Below are 24758 nucleotides of genomic sequence, written 5' to 3' on the forward strand. Positions count from 1 at the left end.
AAAAAACCTACCTTTAAAATATAAATTAATCTTATGGAAATATCCTAAATAATCACACCATTTACGGTGATGTGGTAGAAACGCTTAAACCATATTATTAAGCTTATATAAAGGTTTTATAAACATTATATTAATCATATGGTATAATGTCAAATGATTACTAAGTAATTGGTTCTAATTTATTTTATTAAAAATTCATAAAAATAATAAATTTTTAGAGATATGATTAGCTAATTACTATAAATAAAAAAAATGGTAAAAATTTAATGTGTATTTCTTTGTAACTTTTTGTAGTCTAACCATAAAGTTGCTTTGACAAAAATCAACAAAATAATTAATATAATAATATGGATTTGTTTTGAAGAGTTAAGAATGTATCATATAAGATATTTTAAAGCACATATGCACATATAATATATTACTAAATTTTAAAATTAACAAAGAATTAAAGTATATAACAATGTATTTTATAGGATGCAGTTAACTGACGGAATTTTAATTTTACTTTAAAATATTAAATAATGTATAAATATCGGAGGTTTTTAAATAATGGATAATTTATTTCATATTGGAATAGATATAGGGTCTACTACTGTTAAATTTGTAATTTTAGATACAAATAAAAATATTATTCATAGTAGATATGAAAGGCATTACTCAGACATTAGAAAAACAGTAGCTAAAATTTTAGATTCTTATTATGATGAGTTTAAATTTGCAAGAGTTACTGTATCTATTACAGGATCAGGTGGAATGGCAATTGCAAGTTCACTTGGAATAAAATTTGTTCAAGAGGTGATAGCAGGTACAAAGGCAATAGAAGTATTTTTACCAGAAACAGATGTAGCTATAGAACTTGGCGGAGAGGATGCTAAAATAACTTATTTTCAAGGTGGAATAGAACAAAGAATGAATGGAACATGCGCAGGAGGTACTGGTTCATTCATAGATCAAATGGCTGCCCTTTTACAAACTGATGCTACGGGACTAAATAATTTAGCTAAAAATCATAAAACAATATATCCAATAGCAGCTAGATGTGGGGTTTTTGCAAAAACAGATGTACAACCTCTTTTAAATCAAGGAGCTGCTAAAGAAGACATTGCAGCCTCTGTGCTTCAAGCGGTTGTAATACAAACAATAAGTGGACTTGCATGTGGAAGACCTATAAAAGGAAATGTTGCATTTTTAGGTGGACCACTTCACTTTTTATCAGAACTTAGAAATAGATTTATAGAAACCCTAGAACTTAAAGATGAAGAAATAATATTTCCAAATAATTCAGAAGTTTTTATAGCTCTTGGTGCTTCTTTATACTCAATAGAGGAAACTCCTCTTCAATTTTTAGAGCTTAGAAATAAGATAAAGAATGTTGATGTTTCATCTTTAAGTGAATCTGAAACTCTTAAGCCACTATTTGAAAATGAAGAAGAACTAAGGAAATTCATACAAAGACACGAGAAAAATTCAGTACATAGAAAAGAAATAAGTGAACTTAAAGGGAATGTATTTTTAGGGATAGATGCAGGATCTACAACAACTAAGGTTACATTAATAGATGAAAACTCTAACATAGTATTTACTCATTATGGAAGTAATGGTGGTAGTCCATTAAATTCATCAATGGCTGTTTTAAAAGAATTATATAGTATTTTACCTAAAGGAGTTAAAATAGTTAATTCAGCAGTAACAGGTTATGGTGAAGAACTTTTAAAATCTGGATTAAAGGTAGATATAGGTGAGATAGAAACAGTAGCTCACTATAAAGCAGCGGCACATTTTCAACCAGGTGTAGATTTCATATTAGATATTGGTGGACAAGATATGAAATGTATAAAGATAAAAGATGGTGTTATAGATAGCATTGTGTTAAATGAAGCATGTTCTGCTGGATGTGGTTCATTTTTAGAAACTTTTGCTAAATCATTAGATATGAATATAAAGGATTTTGCACAAAAAGCTCTTTTATCAAAAAGACCAGTTGATTTAGGTTCTAAGTGTACGGTATTTATGAATTCTAGAGTTAAACAAGCTCAGAAGGAAGGAGCCGACGTTAGTGATATATCTGCAGGACTTTCATATTCAGTAGTTAAAAATGCGCTATTTAAAGTTATTAAGGTTAGGAATCCTAAAGAACTTGGGGAAAAAATAGTTGTTCAAGGTGGAACATTTTATAATAATGCAGTTTTAAGAAGTTTTGAACTTTTATCAGGAAGAGAAGTTATAAGACCAGACATAGCGGGAATTATGGGAGCTTTTGGTGCTGCACTTATAGCTAAGGAAAGATATGAAGAAGGATATGTAACAAAACTTTTAGGTGAAAAAGAATTAGAAGATTTTAATGTGAAATCATCAATGACTAGATGTAATATATGTTCAAACCATTGTCTTTTAACTATAAATAAATTTAGCAATGGAGAGCGTCATATATCAGGGAACAGATGTGAAAGGGGCGCAGGAAAGCCAATAAGACATAACCACATTCCAAATCTTTATAAATATAAATATGATAAATTATTTAGCTATGAACCATTAGAAGAAGAAGAAGCAAAAAGAGGTGTAATTGGAATACCAAGAGTTTTAAATATATATGAAAATTATCCATTTTGGTTCACTTTCTTTACAAATCTTGGATTTAGAGTACAGATTTCTGATAAGTCGTCTAAAAAGGTCTATGAACAAGGAATTGATACTATTCCATCAGAATCAGTTTGTTATCCAGGAAAATTAGTACATGGGCATATAATAAATCTTATAGATAAAAATATAAAAAATATTTTTTATCCAAGTATAATTCATGAGAAAAAAGAAAATGAGAATGTAGATAATCATTTTAATTGTCCAATAGTAATATCTTATCCTGAGGTTATAAAAAATAATGTAGATAGAATAAGAGAAGAAAATATAAACTTTATGAAGCCATTTTTGCCACTTCATGATAAAAAAAGGCTTAAAGAAAGGCTTTTTGAGGAATTAAGTAGCTTTAATGTTTCTAAGAAAGAAATAAATGATGCTGTTGATAAAGCATGGAGTGAGCAAGAGAGTTTTAAAGCTGACATAAGGCAAAAAGGTGAGGAAATAATAAAGTATGTTAAGGATAATGGCGTAAAAGGAATAGTTTTAAGTGGAAGACCATATCATATTGACCCAGAAATAAATCATGGTATGGCTGAGCTTATAAATTCTTTAGGAATGGCAGTGTTAACAGAGGATTCTGTCGCACATTTAGGCAGTATAGATACTCCTCTTAGAGTGGTTAATCAATGGGCATATCATTCAAGATTGTATTCAGCCGCTACTTATGTTGCTAAAAATGATGATTTAGAAATAGTTCAATTAAATTCATTTGGATGTGGAATAGATTCAATAACTACAGAACAGGTTCAAGAAATATTAAATAAGCATTCAAAAATTTATACAACTATAAAAATAGATGAAGGAAATAATTTAGGTGCAGCAAAAATAAGGCTTAGATCTTTAAAGGCTGCTATTGAAGAGAGAAAAAATATTAAAAATTCTGCTCAAAAAGCACAAAATGTTACTTATGTTAACAAAAAAGAGTTCACAGAAGAAATGAGAAAAACACATACAATATTAGCTCCACAAATGTCCCCTATACATTTTGAGCTTTTAGAAGAAGCATTTAGATTGTCTGGATATAATATTGTAGTTTTACCTGCAAATGATAAAAAAGTTGTGGATGAAGGTTTAAAATATGTAAATAATGATGCGTGTTATCCTGCAATTATAGTGGTAGGTCAAATAATAAGTGCATTAAAATCAGGAAAATATGATTTAAAAACTACTTCTGTGATTATAAGTCAAACAGGGGGAGCTTGTAGGGCAACTAATTATATAGGTTATTTAAGAAAGGCTATGGAAGACGCAGGATTTTCAGATATTCCAATTATATCTTTAAATGCAAAAGGTATGGAGGAAAATAGTGGATTTAGCTTAACATTGCCTATGCTTCATAAATGTATAATGGGAATTATTTATGGAGACTTGCTTATGAAAGTTTTATATGCTGTAAGACCATATGAAAAAATTAAAGGTTCAGCTAATGTTCTTTATGATAAGTGGATGGAAAAATGTAAAGAATCTTTAAAGAAACCTAATATATTAGTTTACAGAGAAAATATAAAGAGGATAGTTCGTGAATTTGAAGCTTTAGAAGTTACAAATGATATAAAACCAAAGGTTGGAGTTGTTGGAGAAATATTAGTTAAATTTAATCCAATAGCAAATAATGACATTGTAAGTATTATAGAAAAAGAGGGAGCAGAAGCAGTTGTTCCAGACCTTTTAGACTTTTTCTTATATTCAATTTATGGTAGTACTTATGCAAATAGATATTTAGCAGGAAGTAAGAAACAGAAAATATTTGGAAATGTTTTTATATCTTTAGTAGAGCTTTATAGAACACCTTACAGAAATGCGGTTAAAAATAGTAAATTTATAAGATTGGGTTCAATAAAAGGATTAGCTCATGAAGCTTCTAAGGTGGTTGATCTTGGAAATCAATCTGGTGAAGGATGGCTTTTAACGGGTGAAATGATGGAACTTATAGAAAATGGGGTTGAAAATATAGTTTGTATGCAACCATTTGGTTGTCTTCCAAATCATGTTACTGGAAAAGGTGTTATGAAAGAAATAAAAAGACAAAATAGCAATGCAAATATTGTTGCAGTTGATTATGACCCAGGTTCTAGTGAAGTAAACCAATTAAATAGAATAAAACTTATGTTATCTACTGCTTTTAAAAATCTTAATAAAAGACAAGAAAAAAGCAATGATTTAGACAGTATAGAAGAAAAATCTATAGAAAAAAAAGAAAAAGAAAATAATATTATAGGATAAAAATAAAGGAGCTAAGTCTAAATTTTAGACTTAGCTCCTTTATTTTTATAATAGGATAGATAAGGTGTTATGTAATATTTAAAATTAATATTTAATATATATAATGTACTAAAAATTAGTTTAAACAATTATTTATTAAATTATAATGAAGGGGATTAAGATAAATGGGAAATATTGAATATTTAAAAATAAAAAATTATAGTGATTATAAAAAGTTAGTAGAAAATATAGAAAATTTATGCTCAGATAAAAGACCCTTAGTTGTAATTCCAGAATTATTATCAAATATTGAAGAGGAGGAAATTACAATTAATATTGCAAATACTTTGGCATTAAAAGAAAATAAAATTTTAATCATTGATTGTAATTTTAGAAATTTAAATACTTATAAACAATTTGATATATCAAATAATTTTGGTTTGTATGAAGTTTTAGTAGAAGATATAAATGTAGAGGATATTATAGTAAATATTGATAATAATTTAGATATTTTAACATTTGGAACTAAGAGATTAAATTTGGTAGATTTGTTAATAGCTAATAAATTAAAAAGTATTGTAGTTTATTTGAAAGAATTTTACGATTATATAATTTTAGATATGCCAGAAACATTTACAGAGTATGGGCATATATTAAATGAAATTAAAGATGTTATTTTATTTGGTAGAGAAAATTAACTTTAGTTAAAAAGAATAGTCATTATTAACATAGAAAGCTAAGTTCATAGAAGTAAGGTTAAATAGGGATTGTATTGATATAAATAATTAAATATTAATTATTAAAGAAGGGATAAAATGAAAATATCAATTTATATTGCAAATAAAAAGTATAAGTATTTATCTTCTTATAAAAAGGTTCAATATATAGATGATATGGATAGGGAGTATGAAACTAAAACAATAACTAGTAATAAAATATTAGAATATATTAATCTTTATGAAATTAATAAAGAACGGCTTTCTTATTATAATAATAAAATTATTCTTCTATGGATTGGTGAACGTAATGAATTAAATAATTTAAAAAAAATATTACCTAATCTAGATTTGTTAGCGAAAAAACTTAAATATCAAAAGTTAATCTTAAAGGTTATATGTGATGAAAAGTTAGAAGTTGGTGTAGATTCTTTAATTATAGAAAATATAAAATTTACCCCAAAAAGTGTTCTTAATGAAATGTTAAAATCTCATATAGCAATAGTTTGCCTAGATAATTTGTACGAGTTAAATGAAAAAATATATATTAATCTAATTCAATATATAGGGGTTGGTCTTCCGATAGTTGTATCTCAAAATAGTATAGCTGAAGATTTTATAAAAAATAATAATGGTTATTTGGCAAAAGAGGAAAGTGATTTTGAAAAATTCATATTATATCTTACAGAAAAGAGTATATGGAAAAATAAATCTAATTTGTCAAGGAAACTTTGGGAAGATGAATTTGATTCGTACGACATTAAAAATATAGTGGAAAGTAAATTTAAATCGTAGTAATAGGTGGTATCAAAATAAAATTATTGATGCCACCTTTGAATTTTAGAATTAAAAATTAAACTCTGGTAAAGCTAAATAAAAACGCTTTGAGGTGAGGTTTGATGAAAAAAATATTCAAAGTAATAATATTTACTATTATCATGGTTTTATTCACAAATATTTCAGTTTTTGGTAAAAATAATTCTGATGATTATGATATAATGGTTAAGCAAGATCTTTTATGTCTTATGATTGCTTATAGTGATTATATAAAAGATGTTTACAAGGATGAACATGGATTTATTTATCTTGTGACTAGGTCTAATAGGAAAATATTATATGATGATAAAAATGTGAAAAGTGATGAAGAAAAGCTAAATAGTCCAGATCTTCAGGATATGTTAGAGGATGTTTATTCGTTAGAAAGTATAGATTGTGTAGTTGAGGATGGAAAAAATCCAGGAAGAATACGGGTATATTCTCTTTTAAATGAGGTTTATGGTTATAGTGAGATAAATGTTGAAAACAATTTAGAAACTATTTTAACTCCGTACGGTCCTATTTCTTTTAATGGACAAAATGGAGCAGCTAGAGCTTTAAAAAGTGCTTTAGAGACAGCAAAATCTTATGAAAAAGAACAAAATTCAAAGATAATACAATTTGTTTTACCTATTATGGGAACTTTTAATTATAGGTATATTCAAGGCACAGGAAGATTGAGTCCACATTCTTTTGGAATTGCCATTGATTTAAATAAAAGTAATAGTGATTACTGGAAATGGGCAAAGAAAGAAGATGCAACAAAAAGAATTGCATCATATCCAAAGGAACTTGTTAAAGCTTTTGAAGATAATGGATTTGTTTGGGGAGGAAAATGGGCAAAATTTGATATATTACATTTTGAATATAGACCAGAAATAATACTAAAAGCAAGATATTTTGGTGAGAATACAAAAAGTTTAGAAAAGCCATGGTATTTAGATGTTCCACTTGATGATAACACTAATGAAATTATAAATAAACTAGATCAATTATTTTAAGGGGGATTAATGTATAAAGAATTCTTTGAAAATAGAAAAATTATATTATTTTTTGCATTAATAAGTTGCATTTTATGGGGAAGTGCGTATCCTGCTATAAAAATTGGATATGATATATTTCAAATAGAAACTAGTAATATAGAATCTAAAATACTTTTTGCAGGATATAGATTTGTTTTAGCTGGATTAATGGTTTTAACTTTAGCTATGTTTTTAAAAAAATCAATATTTAAAATGAATAAAAAACAATTGTTAAGTTTAGTTATTTTGGGATTGACTCAAACATCTCTTCAGTATGCTTTTTTTTACATAGGACTATCTTATACAACAGGAGTTAGAGGAGCAATTTTAAACGGAACAGGAACATTCTTTAGCATAATAATAGCACATTTTTTATACAAAAATGATAAAATTAGTATTAATAAAATTATTGGATGTATAATTGGATTTATTGGTGTTGTTTTAGTAAATGTTACAGGAAATTCTTTAGGTAGTGGATTTACTTTTAAAGGTGATGGGCTTATAATACTTTCAACATTTATATCGTCAGCTGCAACAATATATGGTAAAAATTTATCTCAAAAACAAGACACATTTATAATAACTGGTTATCAACTTTTTATAGGAGGAGTAGTGTTAACAGTTTGTGGATTTAGCCTTGGAGGAAGTTTGACTAACTTTAATTTACAGTCAATATCTCTTTTAATTTACATGGGATTATTATCAGCAATAGCTTTTTGTCTTTGGACGTTACTTTTAAAATATAATAAAGTTGGCAAAATAGCTGTTTTTAATTTTTTAACACCTGTATTTGGTTCGATATTATCAGCAATATTTCTAAATGAAAACATATTTAACAGCAAAACTATTATAGCTCTTATTCTAGTTTGTATAGGAATATTTTTGGTAAATAGTGAAATGAGCATAGTAAAAAATAATAAAAAAATACAGGTATAAATACACCTAATTTAATGATAATGAAACAAAACGTATCAAAGCTTTATTTTGATACGTTTTTTATTTAGTATTCTTCGATTATGGCAAAACCAAACGCTTTAGGTCCTGAATGTATTCCAATTACGGAACTTATAGTTTTTGAATGAATCATATTTGCATTTGGATTTTTAGAAAATGCTTCTTGAAGCATTTTAGCTTCATCTAGCATAGTTCCGCAAGAGACTGTAATTGAACATTTTCCTTTAGATAATGCTTTTTCACCGATATTAATTAATTTTTTTATAGCTTGTTTTGTACCGCGAACCTTTGAAATAGAGGAATATTTACCTTCATCATTCATAACTATTATAGGTTTTAAATTTAAAAGCTCTCCGATATTTCCACTTAGTCTTCCTATTCTTCCACCTTTAATTAAGTATTCTAAAGTATCTACTGTAAAATATATATTTGTTTTTTCACGAATTTTTGGAATGAGATTACAAATCTCTACAAAACTTTTGCCTTCTTTAATAAGTTTAGCAACCTCTATAACAAAAAGACCATTTGCCATAGACACTAATTTTGTATCAAATATAAAAGATTCAAGCTTTCCTTCAAAACTTTCACAAGCAAGTCTAATGCTATTTATAGTTCCAGAAAGACCAGATGATATAGGCAAAGCTATGACGTGTGTGTATCCTTTTTTCAAAAGTTCATTTAAAAGATTATTTGTATCGGAAACAGAAGGCATAGATGTTGTAGGAAGTTCATTTTCTAAATTTTTATAAACATCTTCAGAAGTTATATCAATGCCCTCAGTATATTCTCTATCTTTATATATAATTTTAAGTCTTAATAAATGTATATCATATTCATTTAAGTAATCTTCAAAAAGTCCACAAGAACTATCTGTAATTAGAGCTATTTTTTCCATAAGTGCCTCCTTAAGGTTAATAAAAGTAATTTACTTTATTTATCAATAAATACATAATAATATTATAAATACAAAAATGAATAAATGCAACATGTAGTTTTTATAACTATATGATAAAGTTTAAAAATAAAACCATAATTTATTTTATGATTGAATCATGTTAATAAATTATGGCAAATATAATTATTATTGCATGCTTTTAGCAACACATTTTAATAAATCTAAACAATTGTTTAAAGTGGTAGTATATTCTATATCAGGATTAAATTCAACAAAATCCATAGATTTAATCATTTTAGTTTTAAATAATGAATCTATTATATATTTAGCTTCGTTCATAGATATACCATCTTTCACAGGAGTTCCGGTACCTGGAACCAAGTCAGGATTTGCACAATCTATATCAAAGCTTAAATGAATGTTTTTTATATTTAAATCGTAAACTCTATTTAAGAGTTCTTCAATACACCTTTCTATTCCTTTTTCTTTAATTGATTTAGATGTCCAAACATTTAACTTTAGAGAGTTTATAAGTTTAAGTTCACCTTCATCTAAATCTCTAGCACAAAGAATAAATACTTTTTTGGAATCAACTTTTCTTCCTTTGAAGTAAATATCTTGAAGAGATTTATTTCCAACGCCCATAGAAGCGGCAAGTGGCATTCCATGTATGTTACCACTTGGAGATGTCAAATCAGTATTTATATCACCGTGGGCATCTACCCAAATAACTCCAAAATCTCCATTAAAATGTTTAGATACACCCGCTAAAGAGCCAAGTCCTAACGAATGATCTCCTCCAATTACTAGAGGAAAGTTATTAGCATTTAAGCTATTATAAATAACTTGGGCTAAATTTTCATTTACATCTATAACAGAGGATAAGTACTTCATATTTTTATTATCGGCAAATTTATCACAAGAATTTATATGTTTTACATATAAATTTCCCAAATCATAAATCTTGTTATTATTGTTTTTAAATATATCTATAATGTTGTTCTCTCTTAAAGTATCAGGGCCTTTTTCAACACCTGGGTTATCGCATCCATAAAATAATGGAACGCCAATCATGTTAATGTTCATATTTATGATTCCTCCAAATTAAAATTATTAAAGTCTTGATTTAAAAATATAGAAGTAATTCTAAGTTTGCGACTCTATTTAGATGTAGTTTTGGCTAAATCTAAACTTATAATAAGTAAAAAACGTATTATAATCTTACATAGAGTTTAGTTTAACTAAACTCTATGTAAGATTATAATAAACAAGTAATATATTAAGACATTAAAGTATTGTTGTCAACTATTTAAAAATAATAAATATATTAAACTTAAATAAATATTAAATTTAAATAATTTGTGAATTTTCAATTTCCATGATATTTATCACAGAAAATTAATTAAAAAGAATATAAAATAGCAAAGTTAATTATTATATAGTTGATTATTAACTTTTTTAATAATAGTTTAAATTTAAACATAAAATATTAAAATAATTATAAATTAAATGAAAATACTATGTTTATCATATTAGGAGGTCGAAGGTATGAATAGTGAATTAAAAAAAACTTTAATCAATGAAATAGATGAATTTAAAGAAATTGCTTATAAATTTTTAAGTGGTGAAATAAATAGAGCTCAATTTAAAAAAGCGTCTGGAAAGATGGGAGTATATTCACATAGAGATGGTAAAAGTTTCATGGTTAGATTAAGGACAACAGCAGGTGTAATTCCTGTTAAAAAGCTAGAATTTATACATAACTTAGCTAAAAAATATGATTTACATAAAATACATATAACAACACGTCAAGCTATACAGCTTCATGGAGTAAATATAGATGACGCTTGTGAAATTTTAAAGGAAGCTATAGAATTTGGAATTTGTACAAGAGGTGTTGGAGGAGATAATCCTGGTAATATTGCAATGTCAGCTTTATCTGGAGTAAAGGTTGGAGAAGCTTTTGATATAGTACCTTATGTATTTGCTATAGATGATAATATTAAAAGACAAGTAACAAGTTATAATTTACCAAGAAAATTAAAAATAAACTTATCAAACGATACTAAAGATAGGGTACATGTAACAGCTGTTGATTTAGGATTCTTAGCTGTTAAAGATGGTGAGAAGAATAAATTTAAGGTATTTATAGGAGGAGGAATTGGAAGAAATCCAAGAGTTGCTGTAGAACTTGAAAAACTTATAAATCCTGAAGATGTTGTATATCATTTAGAGGCGATAACTAATCTTTTCATGGCTGAAGGAGATTATAATAATCATGGAAAGGCTCGTATAAGGTATATAGTAGAAAGAATGGGTGAAGAGGCATTTACAAAATGTTATATGAAACATCTTAGTGAAGCTTTTGAAAAGTTTGGAGATTCTTTAAAGGTTTATCCTACTATAAAAGAAATCTTAAAAGCTGGAATAAAAACAGATATAAAATCATTTAGATTAACAGAACAAAAGCAAGAAGGACTATATAGTGTCTATGTAAAACCAATAGGTGGACAATTTAAAACTTGCGATATTGAAAAGATATTAAAAGCTATTAAAGAGATGGAAGATGTAGAATTAAGACTAACTAGTACAGAAGGGTATTATATTATAAACCTAAATGGAAAAGAAGCAGAGAAGATGTTAGAACTAACTGAGAGTATGACAGGAAAGACAAGACTTGAAGATTCAATATCATGCATAGGTGTACCTGTATGTCAAATGGGGGTTATGCCATCTCAAACATTATTAAATGAGATAATAACATATTTTAGAGAGAATAATATAACAGACGATTTACTTCCACGACTTGCTATATCAGGATGTCCAAATTCTTGTTCAATTCATGAACTTGCACCAATTGGTTTTGCAGGAAAATTTAAAAGAGTAAATGGAACTATGCAAAATACCTTTGAACTTCATATTAGAGGAAAATTTGCAATAGGTCAAACTAAGTTTGGAACTTATGTAGGCGATATATTACAAGCTAGAATTCCAGAATATTTAATGGAAATAGCAAAAAAGCTTAAAAAAGAAAATATGGAATTTGAACCTTGGTTTATTGCAAATCAAGAAAAATTTCAAATTATGACAAGTAATTATTTAGTTTAATATTAAAAAATGCATCTCAAACTATTTTGTAGTTTGAGATGCATTTTTTATGGGATAGAAAATTTGAATAATATAATTGTTTATGGATTTTTTTTCTAGCTTATTAATATAAAATATATTATAATTATACTTAGAAATATATGTTAAAAAAAATCAATATTAAATAAAAAGAAAATCAATTACAGCTAAAAGATTAGTACAAGGAGGAGTATGTATTAATGCTAAATAGGATAACTTGGATAGATAAACTTGAGAAAAGATTTGGAAAGTTTTGTATTAAAAATTTAATGTATTATATAACAATATTAACCGCTTTTGTTTATGTTTTATCTATAATAGATGGAAGTCGAATAATAACAAAATTATATTTAATACCTCAGTTGGTAACACAAGGGGAGATTTGGCGTCTTATATCCTTTATTATAGTACCTCCTAGCACAGGTTTTATATGGATGGTATTTGCTATTTATTTATATTATGTTATAGGTTCAGGGCTTGAAAGGGCTTGGGGAAGTTTTAAATTTAATGTTTATTATTTTTTAGGAATGTTAGTGACTATAATAGTATCATTTTTAACTAAAATGCCAGCTGGTGCATGGTATTTAAATAGTTCTTTATTTTTAGCTTTTGCTATGGTGTATCCAGATGTTGAATTTTTATTATTTTTTATACTGCCTGTAAAGGTAAAATATTTAGGTTATTTAAATGGAATTTTAATAGCTTGGGAGTTTGTAACAGCTTCTAGCATGGGTGAAAGATTGCTTGTTATAGCACCTGTAATTAGTTTTCTTATATTCTTTGGGCCATATATTTTTAGTAAGGGTAAAAGGAATGTAAAAAGCAAATCAAGAAAGAGAAGGCATGCGTCTCATTTAAAGGTAGTTAGACCAAGACATATTTGCAGTGTATGTGGAATCACAGATGAAGATGATCCTAAAATGGAATTTAGATATTGTTCTAAATGCAAAGATCATAGATGTTATTGTATAAATCACATAAGAAATCATGAGCATATAGAATAGCTTTATAATTATTTAAAAACTATACAGATTAAAAAATATTAAATTTTAGTCTGTATAGTTTTTTATATTCAAATACCAATATTTACATCGAAAAATATATAAAAAACTGCATATACTATATCTAGTACAGACAGTGGTCTAATATTTAGGATAGGTGTGGTGATTTTAGATGAAGAAAAAGATAGGGATAGTTTTTTATTTTTTAGGAGTAATCGCAGTATTAATATCATTTACGATACCTGTACATATTACTAGTGGAAAAACTATGAATGATAGCGAGGAGAATGAGATTTTTCAAGATAATAGAAGTGATAAAGATTATATTGAAACAGATGGAGAGGCATTAGAAAAAGGAGAGAAAGTTAAAAAAATTGCATATTTAACATTTGATGATGGACCATCTAAAAACACTTCTAAAATATTGAACATATTAAAAAAATACAATGTAAAGGCTACCTTTTTTGTAAATGGTAAACCTATATATAAAGACATGTATATAAGAATGAACAAAGAGGGACATAAAATAGGAAATCATACATACTGTCATGAGTATAATGAAATATATACATCGGTTGAAGATTTTAAAAGTGATGTTAATAAACTTAACAGGCTTTTAATAGAATATGGTATTAAACCTAATTATATGCTTAGGTTTCCTGGTGGTTCTAATAATACAGTAAGTGAAAAGTACGGTGGGAAAATTATTATGGACGAATTAGTTCAAGTTATGAGTGAAGAGGGATATAAGTATTATGATTGGAATGTTACATCTGGAGATGCATCAAAACAATCTTTGAGCAAGGAAGAAATTGTTAAAAACGTAATAAATGGATGTAAAAATAATAATAATGCGGTGATACTTTTTCATGACCTTAATCCTAAATTATCTACAGTAGAAGCTTTGCCAGAAGTGATAGAGTATCTTCTTAGTGAAAATTATGAATTTAGAACATTAAGTAATAATATGGATTCTTGTATACATTTTAAATAATTTATAATCTTTTTAGAGGTTTTTATATTTAATTTAATATAAAAACCTTTATTTTTTCAAAAAACATTTAAAAATGTAAAAATATATGATATATTTAATAAAATATAAAAATGAAAGTTGGGGGAATTATGCAAGAAAATCGATATGGGTTACCTACCGCTATAGCAATGATAGTTGGCATTGTAATTGGTTCTGGTATATTTTTTAAAAGTGATAATATCTTAATAGCTACAAATGGGAGTATAAAACTTGGAATATTAGTATTTATAGTTGCTGCACTTGGAATTATTTTTGGAAGTTTAAGTATTGCAGAGTTAGCTTCAAGAAATTCCGAAGTTGGAGGGGTTATAACTTATGCTGAATATTCTTTGAATAAAGAGTTTGCCTGTGCATTTGGATGGTTTCATACATTTTTATACTATCCAACAATAATAGTCGTTGTTTCTTGGGTTACTGGAATATATGGGTGTATGCTTTTTGGTTTAGAAGAAAGTTTAGAAGTTCAGATACTTATTGGAACAATTATTATGAGTTTAATATTTTTATTTAATATATTGTCATTTAGACTTTCTGGATATTTTCAGAATGCAGCAACTGTGATTAAGATTATACCTCTTATTATAATTGCCATTGTAGGATTGTTTTTTGGAAATCCTCAAAGTATTACAGGTGAACATGTTAATGCTTTTACTCAAACTAAATGGATTAGTGCAATAGCACCAATTGCTTTTTCTTTTGATGGATGGATAGTTTCAACATCGATTGGTCATGAAATAAAAGATTCTAAAAAAAATCTTCCAAAGGCTTTAATTATAGCACCAATATTTATACTTATTATTTATGTTTTATATTTTGTTGGGATAAGTACTTATGTAGGTGTTGAAAATGTAATGGCTCTAGGAGATTCTCATGTAAATGTTGCTGCTAATAGCATTTTTGGGGTTTATGGGGCAAAGCTTATATTAATATTTATCATAATATCAATTATGGGAACTGTGAACGGACTTATTATGGGATACATTAGAATGCCGTATTCATTGGCTATTAGACACATGTTTCCTAAAGCTAAAAGTTTATCTAAAATAAATGATAAATATAAAATGCCGATTTTATCAGTATTTTTGGTAATGGCAATATCTTTATTTTGGATGATAGTTCATTATATAACTGTTAAATTTAATATGCTTCAAAATTCTGATATATCAGAGATATCAATAACTATAAATTATGTGTTATACATTGTGTTTTATATAAAGGTTATAAGAATGGGGATTTCAAAGGAAGTAAAGGGTATATTTAAAGGCTTTATAAATCCATGCCTTGCAATAGTTGGTTCTCTTATAATTTTATTTGGAAGTATTGGAAATAGTTTATTCTTTGTTTATGCGTTTATTTGCATATTAGTTATTTTAAGTGCTGTAATGTTTTATAAAAAGAATAAAATAAAGGTATAAGTTATTGTTATTGTTAAGTTTAACTTATATAATTATTTTTAGATACTAAAATATCTGAAGGATTTTTAATTGATAAAGGAGAGGAATTTTGGAAAATTTATATGTTTCAGATTTAGATGGAACTCTTTTAAATAATAGACAAGAGATAACTTTATTTTCAAGTGATAATTTAAATAAATTGATAGATAGTGGATTGAATTTCACCATAGCAACTGCTAGAACACCTGCTACTGTAGTTGATATAATAAGTAGTCTCAATATTAAATTACCATTGATTCTTATGAATGGTGTTATTATTTATGATAAGGGTAGAGAAGAATATATAGATATAAAGGAAATTGATAATCAAACAGTCTTTAAGGTATTAGATGTTTTAGACAAAGGGTGTAAAAATTATCTGGTATATGCTATAAATCAAAACCATATGTATGTTTATTATAAAGAGTTTTTTAATGAAGCTGAAATTGATTTTTATAATGGTAGAAAAGATAGAAAGTTAAAAACCTTTGTTAAAACTGATGATTATAGAAAGTCTATAAAAAATTCTAAAATAATAAATATTGTTGTTATGGATAAAGAAGAATCAATAGATAAAATAAATAATGAATTAGATGGCATAGGAAATATAACGGTAAATTATTATGAGGATATTTATAATCCTTCATGGTATTTTATGGAGATTTATAATTCAACAGCATCTAAAGCTAAAGGTATAGAATTTATATCTAATTATTTAAAATCTCAAAATTTAATAACCTTTGGAGATAATTTAAATGATATTCCTATGTTTTTAATATCAGATAGATGTTATGCTATGGAAAATGCAGATAAAAGACTTAAAGAAATATCAACTGCTGTTATAGGAAATAATAATGACGATGCTGTTGTAAAATTTTTATTAGAAGCTATAGAAAAATAAATATATGGAGGCAAATGTTTTGGAAGAAATACTAGAAGTGTTAGAGAAAGATAGTAGATATTCAGTAGAAGAAATAGCTATTATGACTGGAAAAACTAGGGAAGAAGTAGAACAAGCTATAAAAGATTATGAAAATAGTGGGGTAATTGCAGGATATACAACTCTTGTGAATTGGGAAAATACAAATTCAGAGATAGTAACTGCATTAATTCAAGTTAAAATTATACCGCAAAGAGGAGTTGGATTTGATAAGGTTGCAGAGAGGATATATAACTTTAAAGAGGTTAAAGCATGTTATTTAATGTCATCTGGTGGTTTTGATTTAACAGTAATAGTTGAGGGAAAAACAATGAAAGAAGTTTCTATGTTTGTATCTGATAAACTTGCAATTCAAGAATATGTAAATGGAATAGCGACTCATTTTGTTTTGAAAAAGTATAAAGAGCATGGAACTATTTTTAAGGAAAAAGGATTAAAGGATGATAGGGAGGTTCTTATTATATGATATTAGAAGATATGATATTAAAAAATATTAAAGATATGCCTCCATCTGGTATTAGAAAGTATTTTGATTTAGTAAATGAAATGGAGGATGTCATATCATTAGGAGTTGGAGAGCCTGATTTTGTAACTCCTTGGAATGTTAGAGAAGCTGGTATATATTCATTAGAAAAAGGACATACTCATTATTCATCTAACGCTGGGTTTATTGAGCTTAGAGATGAAATTTCTAAATATTTAAAGAGAAGATGTAATTTAGAATATAATCCCAAAGAAGAAATAATTGTAACTGTTGGAGGGAGTGAAGGTATAGACCTTGCAATAAGGGCTTTAATTGGACCTGGAGATGAAATTATAATTCCAGAACCGAGTTTTGTGGCATATAAAGGATGTGCTGCTTTTGCTGGAGGAACTGTTAAGATAATAGACCTTAAAGAAGAGGATGATTTTAAACTTACAAAAGAAGCTTTAGAAAAAGTTATAACTCCTAAAACAAAGGTCTTAGTGTTACCTTTTCCTAATAATCCAACTGGAGCTATAATGACTAGAGATGAACTTAAACCTATTGTTGAGTTTTTAAAGGATAAAGATATTATTATATTATCAGATGAAATTTATTCAGAGTTATCTTATGGTAAAAAACATGAATCTATTGCTTCTTTTCCAGAAATAAAAGATAAGGTTATAGTTATAAATGGGTTTTCAAAAGCATATGCCATGACAGGGTGGAGACTTGGATATGCTTGTGGTCATAAAGTGTTAATAGATGCCATGAAAAAAATACATCAATATGCTATAATGTGTGCCCCAACTACTGCACAATTTGCGGCTATTGAGGCTTTGAAAAATAGTGATAAAGATGTAGAAGCTATGGCAAGAGAATATAATAGAAGAAGAAGGGTTGTTGTTCAAGGATTTAGAAAAATGGGGCTTGAGTGCTTTGAACCAATGGGAGCTTTATATGTTTTTCCGAATATAAAATCTACAAATATTACATCAGATGAGTTTTGTCAAAGACTTTTAATGGAGAAAAAAGTGTTAACAGTTCCAGGTGATGCTTTTGGTTCATGTGGACAAGGGTTTATAAGATGTTCTTATGCAACATCTATGGAAGATATTATGGAAGCATTAAAAAGAATTGAGGATTTTGTTAAATCATTAAAAAATAGGAAATTATGCTTAAAGTTAATGTGAATTAATATTTATTTTTATGAAAATGGACAAATATAAACACTAGTAATATTAATAATAAAATGTTAGAATTACATTATTGATATAAATATTAAACCATTTTATTTTAGGGGTGGTTAGATGAATTTTGATAAAGATAATATTAACTTAAAGGCAAAAAGAGACCTTATAATAAGGGAAATTTGTAGCATAAAAAAATATAATAACTTCATTATACTTATAGCTGCAACTATAAGTATAGTAATGGCAATGATTTTGCTTGCTACTTTGAATTATAGTTACAATTCAATAAATATTATATCTTTAGGATTAATTGTAGCAATTATAATCATAGGATATATACCCTTTGATTTTGTTATGGGTGGAGTGAGATTTAATAAAAGATTAAATATAATATTAGGTCTTATAAAATCAGATTTAAAATATGTTAATGAATTTACTTATCTTATAAATCATAAAAAAAAGAAATAGAGGTATGAGAAAAACTCATGCCTCTATTTTTTTATAAAGGATAATTTTAATAATTAATCATAATAATATTTTTATATTAATAGCAATAGTATTATTAATAATTATGTTGAAGGAATATAGTATGAAAATATATAAAAAAATTATTATTAAGTTTATAATTTTTTATTTTTTTATAGTAATATTTTTTGCAGTTTTATACACATATTTTTCTAATGATTTTTATTATTCATTTTCAAATAAAGAAATTATTTTTGATAAAAATTATTCTTATATAGAAAATTATTTAGAAAATAGTATTAAAAGCAATTTTAGAAATTATTATAATTCAAATTATTTAGTTTTTTTTAATAACTGCTCTGAAGATTTTTTATTTGATGTAAATGATTTAAAAATAAAGGAAACAAGAATAAATAATAAATATTTAGAGAGTGATATATTTATAGTATTAAAAAATAGTAGAAATAATTTAGAATACAATGCTGTAATAACACTTAAAATATTAGAAGAATTGTCAATAAAGCATGAAGATAATATATATAAGCAATGTAAGATAAGTACAAAGAGTAGTAATAAGATTTTAGATGGATTAGATATAGAAAAAATATTTAGAGTGAAATGTTTAGATAAGGTTTTAGATGTTGGAATTATAATAGATGAAAAAATAAATGAAAAATTTAATCAGTATATAATAAATAATGATGGAAATCCTAGTTTGAATAAAAATAGTTTTTTTTATTATATAAAATTTAATTTCCCTAGAATGTTTTATTTAAGTATGGTAACAATAACAACATTAGGTTTTGGAGATATAGTTCCACTTACAAATACGACAAGGATGCTTATAGGTCTTGAATCAACAATAGGAGTGATTATCTTAGGATGGTTTGCAAATAAATCTTTGAAAGGATAAGATGGGCATAAAATTTAGTTTATATAAATTTCATGCCCATCCTTTCTTTAACTTGTTTTGTATAAATTTTTTATTAAATTTAATATGTTTTTGCATGATTCTGATTTATCAAATACTTTGCAAGAATTTTGCATAAGTTCTAATCTAGCTTTATCATCTAGCAAGTTTTGTATAACATAAGAACAGTCTTTATCCTTTTCAAGAAGTATAGCCATATTATGATTAACTAAAAACTGAGCGTTTTCTTGTTCTTGCCCAGGAATTGCGTCAAAAAGAACCATAGGTATATTACAAGCTAGTGCCTCTGAAATTGTAAGTCCGCCTGGTTTAGTTATTATAATATCAGAAGAATGCATGTATTTATCTACTTCATGTGTAAAGAATATAAGTTCAGTAGGCTTAGAACTGTTTGGAAGTATTTCTTTAAAAGCAGAATAAAGTTTTTCATTTCTTCCCGTTATAACTATTATTTGAAATTCAGTTGGTATTTTTATTATACCGTTATATATATCTAAAATATTTTTAACACCAAAGCTTCCAGCCATAATAAGAATTGTAGGTAGCTCTTCGTTTAATTTTAGATTTTTTCTTAAATCTTTTTTATCTTTCTGATTAAAAAATACTTCATCTATGGGAATTCCAAAGCTGTGAATAATTTCTTTAGGAACGCCTAGTTTAATCATTTCAGAAGGCATATCATCATTAGCTACTATATATGCATCAACATGTTTATGTATCCATGTTTTATGAGGTGCATAATCTGTCATTATACAAACTAGTGGGATATTTATTTTTTCTTGGTTTTTAAGTCTAGATACCATTTCAGTAACAAATGGATGTGTAGTTACTATCACATCAGGTTTAAAATAGTTTATAAGCCTCATAAGCTTTCTATTAAAAAGAACTATTGGTTTTGTTAGTTTTGATGGTATTTTAGAATCTTTATTAGTCGATGCATATATTTTACCATAAAACCTAGGTGTCTTTGTAGCAAGGTATAAATATCCCTTGCAAACCGTTTTATTGAGTAGTGGATTTATATATTTAAATACATCTACAACTTCTACATTTATATCTTTTTCAGTTTTGGCAATATAAGATTTTAAAGCATTAGATGCTCTCATATGCCCTGCCCCTGTAGAAGCTGATAATATAAGTACGTTCATGACTGATCCTCCTCTTTTAGGTACATAAAAATAAGAGTACTTATTTATTTAAATTTATTATTGACATGATAATTTATTCTAACATAAAAAATAAATTTATGATACAAGGTATTTTACAAATATTTAATATTAATATTTACAAATATTTAATATTATATATTATTATACATTAGTTATATTAAAGAAATATGAAAATAAAGAATTAATATAAAAGGTATTTTTTAAGTATACATAGAATATAAAAATGTAAAATAACAAAATAATAAGTAAAAATATGGTGAGAGAAGTATGGATGTTTTGAGAGAATATGAGTTTGATTTTTATGATAGATCGTTTATGGAGCTATTAGATGATTATATTTTTGTGTTAGATAGTAGTGGACAAATTTATTATGTTAATAATATTGTTTTAAAGGAGTTAGAGTGTGATTTAGACAATATAAGTAAAAATAACTTTTTTGAAATATCTTCATTTAGAGAGAAGGATTTTTTAAGGATAAAAAACGAAGTAATATCTAACATATATATAATGTTAGGAAGTACTAAACTTTGTTTGAATAATATAAGAGTATTAAAAAAATATTCAGAGGGTAAAGAATATTATATGATACTTGGTAAAAAAGAAAAAAAGATGTTTATGATGGATATGTCGCATGAATTGAAGACGCCTATAAATATAATTTTATCGACAATACAACTTTTAAAGAAAAATATAGATGATGGAAATATAACTTATAATGAAAATACAAATATTGTAAGTTATTTAGATTCAATAAAAAAGAATTCATTTAAAATTTTAAATTTAGTAAATACTATAATGGATATTAACAAAATAGAAGAAGGTTATTATAAGGTAAATAGTGAAAAATGTGAGATTGTTAGTGCTGTTGAAGATATAGTTCAATCGGTTATAAGATATGGCGAGTCTAAAAAAATAGAGATAATATTTGATACAAATGTTGAAGAAAAGTATGTTTTGTGCGATATAGAAAAAATAGAACTTATTTTATTAAATCTTTTATCAAATGCTATAAAGTATACTAATGAAGGTGGAAAAATTCAAGTTTTTTTAGAGGTGTTTGAAAAAAGTTTTCAATTAACCGTAAGAGATAATGGTATAGGTATAGATGAAAAAAATTTGGATATGATTTTTGATAGATTTTATCAAGGAAACAATCATAGTCATCTTTTGAAAAAATCTAAAGGAAGTGGTGTTGGTTTATTTCTTGTAAAATCTTTGATAAAAATACAAAATGGAACTATAAAATGCAAAAGTAAATTAGGTGAAGGAAGTGAGTTTACTTTTAGTTTACCAATAGTTAAATGTGAGGAAGAAAGAAAAGTTTTAGATTCTAATTTTAATCTATGTATAAATGAATATTTTGAAGGATAATTTAAAAATCATAATATATAAATTTATTTTATATATTATGATTTTTTATGTTTTAAAGCAAGATTATTAATATTATTTTGATAAAAATAATGAATATTAATCAAAGTATAATATTAAAAAAATATATTTGTTTTAGTATAATGGTTTTGATATTAAAAAACTTAGGAGGAAAATTCTATGGAATTAAATTTAAAAAGAGATGGGCATGTGCATAGCCCTTATTGCCCACATGGATCTTTAGATACATTTGATATGTATATAGAAAGGGCTTTACTTAATGGGATTAGTGAAATAACATTTACAGAACATATGCCTTTAACATTAAAAAAAGATCCATCACCTAGGAATAATAGCGCTATGGATGAGGAAACTTTAATAAAATATTTAAAAGCTGTAAAAGAGATAAAAGATAAATATAAAAATAAAATAAAAATAAATGTTGGTGTAGAGGTTGATTATATAGAAGGGGAGGAGGAAAACATAAAAAAATTATTAAATCAATATGGAAAATACATAGATGATTCAATATTATCCGTTCATACTTTAAGATATAAGGGAAAATATTATCCTATTGGCTCTGGTGTGGAGGAATTAAGAAAATTAATTGATGTAGTTGGAGGAATTGATGAATTTTATAATTTATATTATAAAACTATGTTAAAATCTATAACATGTGATTTAGGAGAGTACAAACCTAGAAGAATAGGTCATCCTACTTTGATTAGAAAATATAAGGAGAGTTTCCCACAATGTTCTTACAATATAAATATTCTAACAGAAATAATAAAATTACTAAAAGAAAATAAATTGGAGATAGATTTAAACACATCTGGACTTAGAAAAGAAAAATGCAAAGAAGTTTATCCATCTGGGGTATTTATGAAACTTTTATTGGATAATCAAATTCCTATGGTATTAGGTTCAGATTCACATGAATCAAAAGATGTTGGGTTCTACTTTAAAAACATAAATGATTATATAAAAAATATTTAATTTGTTTTAAGTGAAATAAAATCTATGAATATATAGAAAAAGGTAAAAATATAATGTATAATTATGGTAAATAAAGAATTTAAAGTTATTTTATTGTGAGGGGAATATGGAAGAAAAAAATTGTAAATTGGGGAAAAAGAAAAAAATAGTAGCTTTGTTCATGTTTGTTTTTATAGGGGCTTTAACAACTGGTGCAGTATCTACGACTAATCAAACAAGGGTAGAAGAAGAAGTGGTTTATGATGGCGTATATCTAGAAGATAAAAATCTAGGGAATTTAACTAAGGATGAATTAATAGATGTTTTAAATGAATATTGTCATGAAAAATTACAAGAAAATACTATAAATATAGTTTATCAAGATGTAATAAATGAAAAAATTAATGCCTCAGATGTTGGATTAAGCTATGATGTAAAAAATATAGCTGATGAAATAATTAATATAGGAAAAGAAGGCAATTTAATTAAAAATACATTGGATAGAATTTATATCAAAATAAATAAAAAGGTTATTTCTTTTGACGAAGTTTGTAATGATAAGATTTTAGATGAATATATTGATAATTTGTCATCTTTAATAGATATAGAAAAAGAAGATGCTAGAGTTTCTTTTAATGGTGATGAAATGATAATATCAAATTCTAGAGAAGGTCTTATCGTTGAGAAAGAAGAATTAAAAAGGCTTATAATAGAAAATTTGAATAATGAAACTTTTGATGAGATAGTAGAAGTACCAGTTAATGTTGTAGATGTTGAGATTGATGAAGATGTTTTTAATAATATGAATGTTTTAGGCACTTATGAAACTACTCTTCCAGATTTAACAAGTGGTAGGACTCAAAATATAAGATTATTTTCAAGTAAATTAAATGAAGTGGTTTTAATGCCTGGAGAAGTTTTATCTGTTGATGAACAAGGTGGAAGTAGGGAAATAAGTGATGGTTATACTGCAGCTCCGGGGTTTATAAATAATGAAGTTGTGCCAATAGTTGCAGGAGGGATTTGTCAAGTGGTTACGACTCTTTACAATTCAGTCTTATATTCAGATTTAGAAATTGTGGAAAGAGCACCTCATTCACTTCCTGTAAGTTATGTTTCTTTAGGAAGAGATGCTACTTTAGCGAAAGGAGTAGTGGATTTTAAATTTAAAAACAATTATAGTAATCCAATTGTTGTACAAGCTTATGTAACAGATAATTGTACAATAAAAACTACTATATGGGGAATAAATGAAAATCCTGAAAAATCTATAGAGATAAATGCTGTTAAAACAGGAAATAAATCATCTATAACTTATAAAAATACTTATGAAAGTGGAGTTTTAATAAAATCAGAAGTATTATCTAAAGATGTATATAATTAATATGAAATAAAAATAAAGAAGTTATATATTATTTA

Annotated in this window: 20 protein-coding genes and 1 riboswitch; of the genes, 17 read left to right on the forward strand and 3 right to left on the reverse strand. The window is 26.2% G+C overall.

What is annotated here, in order from left to right; translation table 11 throughout:
* Positions 1-29: 29 nt before the first annotated feature.
* Positions 30-131, reverse strand: a riboswitch (purine riboswitch).
* A 418-nt stretch (positions 132-549) separates the two neighbouring features.
* The 5 genes from HH195_RS03595 (at position 550) to HH195_RS03615 (ending at position 8329) form a co-directional block, all read left to right on the forward strand.
* Positions 550-4860 (forward strand): 2-hydroxyacyl-CoA dehydratase, encoded by a 4311-nt coding sequence (locus HH195_RS03595; RefSeq protein ID WP_196371606.1) that lies wholly within the window; start codon positions 550-552, stop codon positions 4858-4860.
* A gap of 164 nt (positions 4861-5024) precedes the next feature.
* Positions 5025-5537 (forward strand): tyrosine-protein kinase family protein, encoded by a 513-nt coding sequence (locus tag HH195_RS03600; protein ID WP_196371607.1) that lies wholly within the window; start codon positions 5025-5027, stop codon positions 5535-5537.
* A gap of 117 nt (positions 5538-5654) precedes the next feature.
* Complete coding sequence (locus HH195_RS03605; RefSeq protein WP_196371608.1) at positions 5655-6350, forward strand: hypothetical protein; 696 nt, start codon at positions 5655-5657, stop codon at positions 6348-6350.
* Between the two features lie 104 nt (positions 6351-6454).
* Complete coding sequence (locus tag HH195_RS03610) at positions 6455-7372, forward strand: M15 family metallopeptidase (RefSeq protein WP_196371609.1); 918 nt, start codon at positions 6455-6457, stop codon at positions 7370-7372.
* A 9-nt stretch (positions 7373-7381) separates the two neighbouring features.
* The gene (locus tag HH195_RS03615; protein ID WP_196371610.1) at positions 7382-8329 is read left to right on the forward strand and encodes a DMT family transporter; all 948 of its coding nucleotides are present in this window, start codon (positions 7382-7384) and stop codon (positions 8327-8329) included.
* A 64-nt stretch (positions 8330-8393) separates the two neighbouring features.
* Here the strand turns inward: HH195_RS03615 and HH195_RS03620 are convergent, their stop codons facing one another.
* On the reverse strand, positions 8394-9242 hold the full coding sequence (locus HH195_RS03620; RefSeq protein WP_196371611.1) for a DegV family protein: 849 nt from the start codon (positions 9240-9242) through the stop codon (positions 8394-8396).
* A gap of 186 nt (positions 9243-9428) precedes the next feature.
* On the reverse strand, positions 9429-10328 hold the full coding sequence (gene rocF, locus HH195_RS03625; RefSeq protein ID WP_196371612.1) for an arginase: 900 nt from the start codon (positions 10326-10328) through the stop codon (positions 9429-9431).
* A 462-nt stretch (positions 10329-10790) separates the two neighbouring features.
* Between rocF and HH195_RS03630 the strand changes: the two genes are divergently transcribed.
* From HH195_RS03630 to HH195_RS03670, 9 genes are all read left to right on the forward strand, one after another.
* Positions 10791-12350 carry a nitrite/sulfite reductase gene (locus HH195_RS03630; protein WP_196371613.1) on the forward strand — a complete coding sequence of 520 codons (1560 nt, stop codon included), beginning with the start codon at positions 10791-10793 and terminating at the stop codon, positions 12348-12350.
* A 218-nt stretch (positions 12351-12568) separates the two neighbouring features.
* Entirely contained in the window at positions 12569-13372 is an 804-nt protein-coding gene (locus HH195_RS03635; RefSeq protein ID WP_058993118.1) for a rhomboid family intramembrane serine protease, read from the forward strand.
* A gap of 169 nt (positions 13373-13541) precedes the next feature.
* The gene (locus HH195_RS03640) at positions 13542-14363 is read left to right on the forward strand and encodes a polysaccharide deacetylase family protein (protein WP_055257970.1); all 822 of its coding nucleotides are present in this window, start codon (positions 13542-13544) and stop codon (positions 14361-14363) included.
* Between the two features lie 128 nt (positions 14364-14491).
* On the forward strand, positions 14492-15817 hold the full coding sequence (locus HH195_RS03645) for an APC family permease (protein WP_196371614.1): 1326 nt from the start codon (positions 14492-14494) through the stop codon (positions 15815-15817).
* Between the two features lie 88 nt (positions 15818-15905).
* Positions 15906-16736 (forward strand): HAD family hydrolase, encoded by an 831-nt coding sequence (locus tag HH195_RS03650; RefSeq protein WP_196371615.1) that lies wholly within the window; start codon positions 15906-15908, stop codon positions 16734-16736.
* Positions 16737-16755: 19 nt separating this feature from the next.
* Complete coding sequence (locus tag HH195_RS03655; RefSeq protein ID WP_055257964.1) at positions 16756-17241, forward strand: Lrp/AsnC family transcriptional regulator; 486 nt, start codon at positions 16756-16758, stop codon at positions 17239-17241.
* A complete protein-coding gene (locus tag HH195_RS03660; protein WP_196371616.1) occupies positions 17238-18431 on the forward strand; it encodes a pyridoxal phosphate-dependent aminotransferase in 1194 nt (397 codons plus the stop codon). Before HH195_RS03655 ends, HH195_RS03660 begins: the two co-directional genes overlap by 4 nt.
* Positions 18432-18548: 117 nt before the next feature.
* Positions 18549-18899 (forward strand): hypothetical protein, encoded by a 351-nt coding sequence (locus HH195_RS03665; RefSeq protein WP_196371617.1) that lies wholly within the window; start codon positions 18549-18551, stop codon positions 18897-18899.
* 121 nt (positions 18900-19020) lie between these two features.
* A complete protein-coding gene (locus HH195_RS03670) occupies positions 19021-19809 on the forward strand; it encodes a potassium channel family protein (protein WP_196371618.1) in 789 nt (262 codons plus the stop codon).
* A 47-nt stretch (positions 19810-19856) separates the two neighbouring features.
* Here the strand turns inward: HH195_RS03670 and HH195_RS03675 are convergent, their stop codons facing one another.
* On the reverse strand, positions 19857-20975 hold the full coding sequence (locus HH195_RS03675; protein ID WP_196371619.1) for an MGDG synthase family glycosyltransferase: 1119 nt from the start codon (positions 20973-20975) through the stop codon (positions 19857-19859).
* A gap of 288 nt (positions 20976-21263) precedes the next feature.
* Between HH195_RS03675 and HH195_RS03680 the strand changes: the two genes are divergently transcribed.
* The 3 genes from HH195_RS03680 (at position 21264) to HH195_RS03690 (ending at position 24723) form a co-directional block, all read left to right on the forward strand.
* Complete coding sequence (locus HH195_RS03680; protein WP_196371620.1) at positions 21264-22367, forward strand: sensor histidine kinase; 1104 nt, start codon at positions 21264-21266, stop codon at positions 22365-22367.
* A gap of 177 nt (positions 22368-22544) precedes the next feature.
* Complete coding sequence (gene hisJ / locus HH195_RS03685) at positions 22545-23360, forward strand: histidinol-phosphatase HisJ (protein WP_196371621.1); 816 nt, start codon at positions 22545-22547, stop codon at positions 23358-23360.
* A gap of 106 nt (positions 23361-23466) precedes the next feature.
* Complete coding sequence (locus HH195_RS03690; RefSeq protein ID WP_196371622.1) at positions 23467-24723, forward strand: VanW family protein; 1257 nt, start codon at positions 23467-23469, stop codon at positions 24721-24723.
* The last annotated feature ends 35 nt before the right edge of the window (positions 24724-24758 follow it).

Source organism: Candidatus Sarcina troglodytae, assembly GCF_015708635.1.
Classification (GTDB): Bacteria; Bacillota; Clostridia; order Clostridiales; family Clostridiaceae; genus Sarcina; species Sarcina ventriculi.

Coding starts and splice junctions, on each gene's coding strand:
- HH195_RS03610 (WP_196371609.1), top strand. CDS start 6,455: ATGAAAAAAATATTCAAAGTAATAATATTTACTATTATCATGGTTTTA.
- HH195_RS03670 (WP_196371618.1), top strand. CDS start 19,021: ATGAAAATATATAAAAAAATTATTATTAAGTTTATAATTTTTTATTTT.
- HH195_RS03605 (WP_196371608.1), top strand. CDS start 5,655: ATGAAAATATCAATTTATATTGCAAATAAAAAGTATAAGTATTTATCT.
- HH195_RS03680 (WP_196371620.1), top strand. CDS start 21,264: ATGGATGTTTTGAGAGAATATGAGTTTGATTTTTATGATAGATCGTTT.
- rocF (WP_196371612.1), bottom strand. CDS start 10,328: ATGAACATTAACATGATTGGCGTTCCATTATTTTATGGATGCGATAAC.
- HH195_RS03630 (WP_196371613.1), top strand. CDS start 10,791: ATGAATAGTGAATTAAAAAAAACTTTAATCAATGAAATAGATGAATTT.
- HH195_RS03640 (WP_055257970.1), top strand. CDS start 13,542: ATGAAGAAAAAGATAGGGATAGTTTTTTATTTTTTAGGAGTAATCGCA.
- HH195_RS03690 (WP_196371622.1), top strand. CDS start 23,467: ATGGAAGAAAAAAATTGTAAATTGGGGAAAAAGAAAAAAATAGTAGCT.
- HH195_RS03615 (WP_196371610.1), top strand. CDS start 7,382: ATGTATAAAGAATTCTTTGAAAATAGAAAAATTATATTATTTTTTGCA.
- HH195_RS03665 (WP_196371617.1), top strand. CDS start 18,549: ATGAATTTTGATAAAGATAATATTAACTTAAAGGCAAAAAGAGACCTT.
- HH195_RS03645 (WP_196371614.1), top strand. CDS start 14,492: ATGCAAGAAAATCGATATGGGTTACCTACCGCTATAGCAATGATAGTT.
- HH195_RS03635 (WP_058993118.1), top strand. CDS start 12,569: ATGCTAAATAGGATAACTTGGATAGATAAACTTGAGAAAAGATTTGGA.
- HH195_RS03600 (WP_196371607.1), top strand. CDS start 5,025: ATGGGAAATATTGAATATTTAAAAATAAAAAATTATAGTGATTATAAA.
- hisJ (WP_196371621.1), top strand. CDS start 22,545: ATGGAATTAAATTTAAAAAGAGATGGGCATGTGCATAGCCCTTATTGC.
- HH195_RS03595 (WP_196371606.1), top strand. CDS start 550: ATGGATAATTTATTTCATATTGGAATAGATATAGGGTCTACTACTGTT.
- HH195_RS03675 (WP_196371619.1), bottom strand. CDS start 20,975: ATGAACGTACTTATATTATCAGCTTCTACAGGGGCAGGGCATATGAGA.
- HH195_RS03620 (WP_196371611.1), bottom strand. CDS start 9,242: ATGGAAAAAATAGCTCTAATTACAGATAGTTCTTGTGGACTTTTTGAA.
- HH195_RS03660 (WP_196371616.1), top strand. CDS start 17,238: ATGATATTAGAAGATATGATATTAAAAAATATTAAAGATATGCCTCCA.